Genomic DNA, 8,038 nt, shown 5'->3' on the forward strand with positions numbered 1-8,038 from the left:
GGGCTGATGAGGGGGAACGGTCGCCATGGGCGTGCAGGACCAGTCGGCGCAGGCCAGAGAAGCGCAGCGAGTGCTGGTCGGGCGATACACGCTGGGCGAGCGGCTGGGCCGCGGCGGCATGGGAACGGTCTGGCGGGCGCGGGACGAGATGCTGGACCGCGAGGTGGCGGTCAAGGAGCTCACCGTCAACCACCTCCCCGAGGAGGAGCTGGAGATCCTCCAGTCCCGGATGAAGCGCGAGGCCAGGGCTGCCGCGCGGATCAAGCACCCGGGTGTGATCACCATCCATGACGTGGTGGAGCAGGACGGCCGGCCGTGGATCGTGATGGAGCTGATCGACGGCCGCTCGCTGGCCGACGTGATCAGCCAGGACGGCACCCTGCAGCCCAGGGAGGCCGCCGAGGTCGGCCTGCAGGTGCTGGCGGCGCTGCACCGGGGCCACCAGCTGGGTGTGCTGCACCGCGACGTGAAGCCCGCCAACGTGCTGCTGGAGCACAACACCGGCCGGGTGGTGCTGCTGGACTTCGGCATCGCCACCTTCGAGGGCTCCACCGAGCTGACCCGGCCCGGCGACCTGGTCGGCTCGCCCGACTACCTCGCGCCCGAGCGGGCACAGGGTGAGCGCCCCGGCCCGGCCTCGGACCTGTGGGGCCTCGGCGCGACGCTGTACGCCGCCGTGGAGGGCCAGTCGCCGTTCCGCCGCACCTCGCCGATCACCACCCTGGCGGCGGTGGTCGGCGACCCGCTGCCGGAGCCGCGCCGGGCCGGGGCGCTCGGTCCGGTGCTGGCCGCGCTGATGGCCAAGGACCCGGCGGACCGGCCGAGCGCGGACGAGGCCACCCGGATGCTCACCGAGGTGACCGCCGGGCACACCATCGGCATCAGGGCGGTACCGAAGAGCGAGCCGCGGATGCCGACCCAGACCGTCCCGGTGGTGGACCGGGCCGAGCCGACCGAGCAGGCCGAGCTGGCCGAGGCGGCCGTCGAGGAGGCGGACCGGCCGGCCGACCTGGCCGTCCCCGCCGTCGCCCCCGCTCCCGCTGTCGAGTCGGCGCCCACCCAGACGGCGATGCCCGCGTCCGCGGACACCGAGCCGCCCACCGCGGCCCGGCCCAGGCGCCGCAGGGGCCTGTGGATCGCGGTGGCGCTGGCCGTCGCCGCCGCGCTGGCCGCCGGTGCCGCGTTCGCGGTGCCCGAGCTGCTGCGCGACGACAACCCCACGCCCCCGCCCTCGCCCGCACCCACGGCGCCGGACCCGGGCCCCACCGTGACCATCTCCGCGGCGCCCGCCAGCGGCCCGGCCCCCACCGGCTACACCTGGGTGGACGATCCGGCGGGCTTCCGCTTCCCGGTTCCGAGCGACGGCGCGCGCTGGGTGCGCTCGACGCAGGGCGTCGAGCAGATCATCTACAGCCCCGACGGCGGGATGCACTTCGTGCAGTTCTCGAAGACCGTCGCTCAGTCGCTCAGGCCGCGCGAGCACTTCCTCGACATGGAGCGCGACCTGACCAAGAAGCTGAAGGACTACCACCGGGTCAGCCTGGTCGACGCCAAGGTGAACGGGCACGAGGCCGCGTCCTGGGACTTCACCTTCGTCGGCAACAAGGACGGGATCCGGCGCCACGCCAAGGAGGTGGAGTACCTGGACGACAAGGGCACCTCGTACGGCATCTACGTGTGCACCCCGGAGAAGGACTGGCTCACCGGGCAGCGGCGGTTCACCACGGTGCTCAACAACTTCAGCACGCACTGAAACCGCCCACCGGGACGGGACGTTCGGTCGCGATCGCCTGTTACCGACGGGTACCGCAGTGGGCGCCGAGCGCCTAGGCTGCGCTCATGACGGACATCACGGCAGACGGTCAGGCCCCCGTCCGGGGCGAGCGGCGCAACCCGGCGGCCGGCGGCGGCGCGCGTACGGTCGCCGCGGCCGTGCCGGCCTCGCTGGTGGCCCGGCTGGCCCGGGGCATCACCGCGGCCGGTGAACCGGAGCTGGTGCACACCACCACCCCGCTCACCGGGGAGCGGCTCGCCGCGCTGCCGCAGTCCACCCCGGCCGACGTCGAGGTGGCCTACCAGCTGGCGCGGCGGGCGCAGCGCAGCTGGGCCGCGCTGCCCGTCCGCCGCCGTGCCGCGGTGCTGCTGCGCTTCCACGACCTGCTGCTCAAGCGGCAGGACGAGGTGCTCGACCTGATCCAGGCCGAGACCGGCAAGGCCAGGCTGCACGCCTTCGAGGAGGTGCTGGCGGTGGCGATGGCCGCCCGGCACTACGGCCGCCGGGCGGAGGGCTATCTGCGCGACCGGCGCCGCTCCGGGGCGATCCCGGTGCTCACCCACGCCGTGGAGTCCCGCCGCGCCAAGGGGGTGATCGGCCAGATCTCCCCGTGGAACTACCCGCTGGAACTCTCCGTCGGCGACGCCCTGCCCGCCTTCGCGGCCGGTAACGCCGTGGTCAACAAGCCCGACACGCAGACCGCGCTGACCGCCCTGTGGGCCCGCGAGCTGCTGGTGGAGGCCGGACTGCCCGCCGACCTGTGGCAGATCGTGATCGGCGACGGACCGGTGATCGGCCCCGCCGTGATCGAGCACGCCGACTACGTCTCCTTCACCGGCTCCACCCGCACCGGCCGCCAGGTCGCCCAGCAGGCCGCTGCCCGGCTGGTCGGTGCCTCGCTCGAACTCGGCGGCAAGAACGCCATGGTGGTGCTCGCCGACGCCGATCTTGACCGCGCGGCCGAGGGGGCCGTCCGCGCCTGCTTCTCCTCGGCCGGCCAGCTGTGCATCTCGATCGAGCGGCTCTTCGTGCACCGCTCGGTGGCCGACGACTTCCTCGCCCGCTTCGTCGCCCGGACCGCCGCGCTGCGGCTCGGCGGCGGCCTGACGTACGGGGCGGACATGGGTTCGCTGGTCTCCGAGCGGCAGTTGGAGACCGTCACCCGGCACGTCGAGGAGGCCGTCAAGGCCGGGGCCACCGTGCTCACCGGCGGCCGGGCCCGCCCCGACCTCGGCCCGCTGTTCTACGAGCCGACCGTCCTGGACGGGGTCACCCCCGAGATGGCGGTCTGCGCCGAGGAGACCTTCGGCCCGGTGGTGTCGATCTACCGCTTCGACACCGAGGAGGAGGCCGTCGCCGCCGCCAACGCCACCCCCTACGGCCTCAACTCCAGTGTCTGGACCAGGGATTCGCGCCGTGGCAGGGCCGTTGCCGCCCGGCTGCACACCGGCACGGTCAACGTCAACGAGGCGTACGCGGCGGCGTACGGCTCGGTCGCCTCGCCGATGGGCGGCATGGGGGACTCCGGGCTCGGCCGCCGGCACGGCGCCGAGGGCATCCTGCGCTACACCGAGGCGCAGACCGTCGCCACCCAGCGGCTGGTGCCGCTCGCGCCGTCCTTCGGACTGGACGACGAGCGCTTCGCCGCGCTCTTCACCACCGGGCTGAAGGCCATGAAGGCCTTCCGGCTGAAGTAGCCGAACCCGGTTGTCCGGTACGTCACTTCGAAGGGAAAGCGGTATGGCGGTCGAGGGTGCGCACGACTACGACGTGGTGGTGATCGGTTCGGGGTTCGGCGGCTCGGTCGCGGCCCTGCGGCTGACCGAGAAGGGTTACAAGGTCGCCGTCCTGGAGGCCGGGCGCAGGTTCGGACCGGACGAACTGCCCAGGAACTCCTGGGACATCAGGAACTACCTGTGGGCACCCGCGCTCGGCCTGTACGGCATCCAGCGGATCCACCTGCTCGCCAACGTCCTGGTGCTCGGCGGCGCGGGCGTCGGCGGCGGCTCGCTCAACTACGCCAACACCCTGTACGTCCCGCCGAAGCAGTTCTTCGAGGACCGCCAGTGGCGGCACATCACCGACTGGCAGGAGGAGCTCAGCCCCTTCTACGACCAGGCGCAGCGGATGCTCGGGGTGCGCACCAACCCGACCGTGACCCCGTCCGACGTCCACCTCAAGGACGCCGCGGAGAAGATGGGCGTCGGGCACACCTTCCACCTCGCCCCGGTCGGGGTCTTCTTCGGCGACGGCAAGGACTCGGACGGCTGCGCGAAGGCCGCGCCCGGCGAGGAGGTCGAGGATCCGTACTTCGGGGGCGCGGGCCCGCGCCGGAAGGCGTGCGTCGAGTGCGGCGAGTGCATGACCGGCTGCCGGCACGGCGCCAAGAACACGCTCACCGAGAACTACCTGTTCCTCGCCGAACGGAACGGCGCCGAGATCCATCCGCTCACCACGGTGGAGCGGATCCGGCCGCTGGCGGCGGGCGGCTTCGCGGTGGACGTGCGGCGCACCAACTCGCCCGCGCGCACCAGGGACCGGGCCAGGGCCGGGGCGCGGACTGTCACCGCCGCGCAGGTGGTGGTCGCCGCCGGGACGTACGGGACGCAGACGCTGCTGCACCGGATGCGCGACCGGGGCCACCTGCCCGCGCTCTCCGCCCGCCTCGGTGAGCTCACCCGCACCAACTCCGAGGCGCTGGTGGGTGCTTCGACCACCGACCGGCGCTACGGCTCGCGCGTCGACTTCACCAAGGGGGTGGCCATCACCTCCTCGATCCACCCGAACGAGAACACCCACATCGAGCCGGTGCGGTACGGCAAGGGGTCGAACGCGATGGGGGCGCTGAGCGTCCAGCAGGTGCCCGGGGCCGGACGCGGGCCGCGCTGGCTGCGGTTCGCCGTCACGGCGCTCAGGCATCCGGTGATCTTCGCGCAGTCGCGGAACCAGCACCGCTGGTCGGAGAAGACCATCATCGGCCTGGTGATGCAGTCGCTGGACAACTCGCTGACGGTGTCGTTGAAGAAGACCGGCCTGGGGAAGGGCAGGCTCACCTCCCGCCAGGGGCACGGCGCGCCGAACCCGACCTGGATCCCGGCGGCGGAGGAGGGCGCCAAGGCACTGGCCGAGTCGATCAACGGTTTCGCCGGCAGCACCGTCGGAGAGATCTTCGACATCCCGATGACCGCCCACTTCATCGGCGGCTGCCCGATCTCCGACCGACCGGAGAAGGGGGTCATCGACCCGTACCACCGCGTTCACGGCTACCCCGGGATCAGCGTGGTGGACGGCTCCGCGATCTCCGCCAACCTCGGGGTCAACCCCTCGCTGACCATCACGGCCCAGGCCGAGCGGGCCATGTCGATGTGGCCGAACCGGGGTGAGGTCGACTTGAGGCCCACCCAGGGCGAGGAGTACCGGCAGGTGGCACCGGTGGCGCCGGTGCGGCCGGCGGTGCCGGCGGGGGCCTTCGGCGCGCTGCGGCTGCTGCCGCTGGTGCGGCGCGGCTAGGTCGGGTTGCTGGAAGCCGTGCGTCCGGTTGCCGTGCGGCGTGGAGGGCGCAGGGCAAAGGGCCCCGCGGGGGAACGGGGCCCTTTGTCGCTCAGCACACGGTGTCAGGGCAGCACCGGTGCTGGGGTGACGGCGCCGGGGGAGGAGCGCCGTCCGGACGGTTGGTCGTGGGTCGCGCCGGACGTCCGGCAGGGGTGGGCCGAGGCGCGGCACCGGGGAACGGGCCGGATCAGCCCTCACGGAGCGTGAGGTGACAACCGTTTTCTTTCGGCGCTCAGGGCGGCCGCCCGGCGCCGGGGAGGTGTGAAGTACGAGGGCCCGGCCGACCCCCGCTCCAGCATCGTGGTGGACGGAGCCCTTACTGTGCAACCGATTCGACGCAGTTCGGTACAGTCCAATTTTCCGGGCCCGGCCTGCCGTACCCTGCCCGCCGCACGACGGGCCGTGCCGGACGGCAGACGCAGGCCGACTACGTTCCGTAGTAGCCGGTGGGGCGGCGGCGTACGGGAGTGCGCCGGGGGCGGTCGGCGCGGGCGGTGCCGACCCCGGATGGTGCGGCGGACGGAACCGGGCGTCCCCGGCACCGGCCGCCGCACCTTCCTTGGTCAGTCGTGACCGGAGGCTGTCCCCTGCCATCCGGCCACTGCACCCGTGCGCGGTCCCACGGCGGGCCGCGCCCGGTCTGGCCCGAGGACGGCAGCGCCACGCTCACGGGTGGACTGAGGTGAGATCCACGCGTGGTTCGGTGCCCGTACCGGGCGGCCCGAACCTGGGGGGTGCGAGCGCTCGTACGGTCGTGGGGTGCAACGAATCGCCGCACCCCGGGGTCACGGTGCGGAGCCTTGGCAACTGGGTGAAGCCACAGTCTTCCGGCCGCCCGGTAGACTCAAGGGCAGACACCCCCACAATCGCCCGCCACCCTGCCAGGGGCGTGCCGCGTGCGATACCTCTCGATACCGCTGCCGGAAGGCCGTCTGTGTCCTCTGCTATTCCCGACCAGTCCGCACACGAGCTCGACACCGTCCTGGTCGTCGACTTCGGTGCCCAGTACGCCCAGCTCATCGCCCGTCGGGTGCGTGAGGCCCGGGTTTACAGCGAGATCGTGCCGAGCACCATGCCGGTTGCCGAGATGCTCGCCAAGAACCCCAAGGCGATCATCCTCTCCGGCGGCCCGTCCTCGGTCTACGAGGAGGGCGCGCCGCGCCTGGACCGCGCCATCTTCGAGGCCGGCGTCCCGGTCTTCGGCATGTGCTACGGCTTCCAGCTGATGGCCATCACCCTCGGCGGCACCGTGGACAACACCGGTGCGCGCGAGTACGGCCGGACCCCGCTGACCGTCGTCAAGCCCGGCTCCACCCTGTTCGAGGGCACCCCCGAGCGGCAGTCGGTCTGGATGTCGCACGGCGACGCCTGCTCCGCCGCCCCCGAGGGCTTCACCGTCACCGCGTCCACCGACGTGGTGCCGGTCGCCGCCTTCGAGAACGACGAGAGGAAGCTGTACGGCGTCCAGTACCACCCCGAGGTGCTGCACTCCGACCACGGCCAGCAGGTGCTGGAGCACTTCCTGTACCGCGGCGCCGGGATCGCCCCGACCTGGACCACCAGCAACGTGGTGGACGAGCAGGTCGCGCTGATCCGCGAGCAGGTCGGCACCAAGCGTGCCATCTGCGGCCTGTCCGGCGGTGTGGACTCCGCCGTCGCGGCCGCGCTGGTGCAGAAGGCCATCGGCGATCAGCTCACCTGCGTCTACGTCGACCACGGTCTGATGCGCAAGGGCGAGACCGAGCAGGTCGAGAAGGACTTCGTCGCCGCGACTGGCGTCCAACTGAAGGTCGTGGACGCGCAGGAGCGCTTCCTGACCGCGCTCGCCGGGGTCAGCGACCCCGAGGAGAAGCGCAAGATCATCGGCCGGGAGTTCATCCGGGTCTTCGAGCAGGCCCAGGCGGAGATCATCGCCGAGGCCGGCGCCTCGGGCCAGCCGGTCGAGTTCCTGGTGCAGGGCACCCTCTACCCGGACGTGGTGGAGTCCGGCGGCGGTACCGGCACCGCGAACATCAAGTCGCACCACAACGTCGGCGGCCTGCCCGAGGACCTCGAGTTCAAGCTGGTCGAGCCGCTGCGCAAGCTGTTCAAGGACGAGGTCCGGATGGTCGGCCAGGAGCTCGGCCTGCCGGACGAGATCGTCCACCGCCAGCCGTTCCCGGGCCCGGGCCTGGGCATCCGGATCGTCGGCGAGGTCACCAAGGAGCGCCTGGACCTGCTCCGCGAGGCCGACGCCATCGCCCGCGAGGAACTGACCGCGGCCGGTCTGGACCGCGAGATCTGGCAGTGCCCGGTGGTGCTGCTCGCGGACGTCCGCAGCGTCGGCGTCCAGGGCGACGGCCGCACCTACGGCCACCCGATCGTGCTGCGCCCGGTCTCCTCCGAGGACGCCATGACCGCCGACTGGTCGCGCCTGCCGTACGAGGTGCTGGCCCGGATCTCCACCCGGATCACCAACGAGGTCCGCGACGTGAACCGGGTCGTGCTGGATTGCACCAGCAAGCCGCCGGGCACCATCGAGTGGGAGTGATCTCCCCCGGCTTCGAACGGCCGCGGGGGGGGGGGGGGGGGGGGGGGGGGGGGGGGGGGGGGGGGGGGGGGGGGGGGGGGGGGGGGGGGGGGGGGGGGGGGGGGGGGGGGGGAGGAAGGGGGGGGGGGGGGGGGGGGGGGGGGGGGGGGGGGGGAGGGTTCCCGTCTATCAGGGGGTTTTGG

At 72.7% G+C, this 8,038-nt stretch carries 4 protein-coding genes; all 4 read left to right on the top strand.

The features are described 5' to 3' along the window. The first annotated feature begins 25 nt into the window (after positions 1-25). The 4 genes from ACZ5ON_RS07335 to guaA all read left to right on the top strand — a co-directional run bounded on the left by ACZ5ON_RS07335 (position 26) and on the right by guaA (position 7,856). Positions 26-1,753 (top strand): serine/threonine-protein kinase, encoded by a 1,728-nt coding sequence (locus ACZ5ON_RS07335; protein ID WP_465586651.1) that lies wholly within the window; start codon positions 26-28, stop codon positions 1,751-1,753. 86 nt (positions 1,754-1,839) lie between these two features. Beyond that, a complete protein-coding gene (locus ACZ5ON_RS07340; RefSeq protein ID WP_465586654.1) occupies positions 1,840-3,471 on the top strand; it encodes a succinic semialdehyde dehydrogenase in 1,632 nt (543 codons plus the stop codon). Between the two features lie 43 nt (positions 3,472-3,514). After that, positions 3,515-5,284 carry a GMC oxidoreductase gene (locus tag ACZ5ON_RS07345; protein ID WP_465586657.1) on the top strand — a complete coding sequence of 590 codons (1,770 nt, stop codon included), beginning with the start codon at positions 3,515-3,517 and terminating at the stop codon, positions 5,282-5,284. A gap of 976 nt (positions 5,285-6,260) precedes the next feature. After that, positions 6,261-7,856: a glutamine-hydrolyzing GMP synthase gene (gene guaA / locus ACZ5ON_RS07350; protein ID WP_465586660.1), complete on the top strand. Its 1,596-nt coding sequence runs from the start codon at positions 6,261-6,263 to the stop codon at positions 7,854-7,856. Positions 7,857-8,038 lie beyond the last annotated feature (182 nt).

The organism is Kitasatospora sp. NPDC032150 (assembly GCF_055579945.1).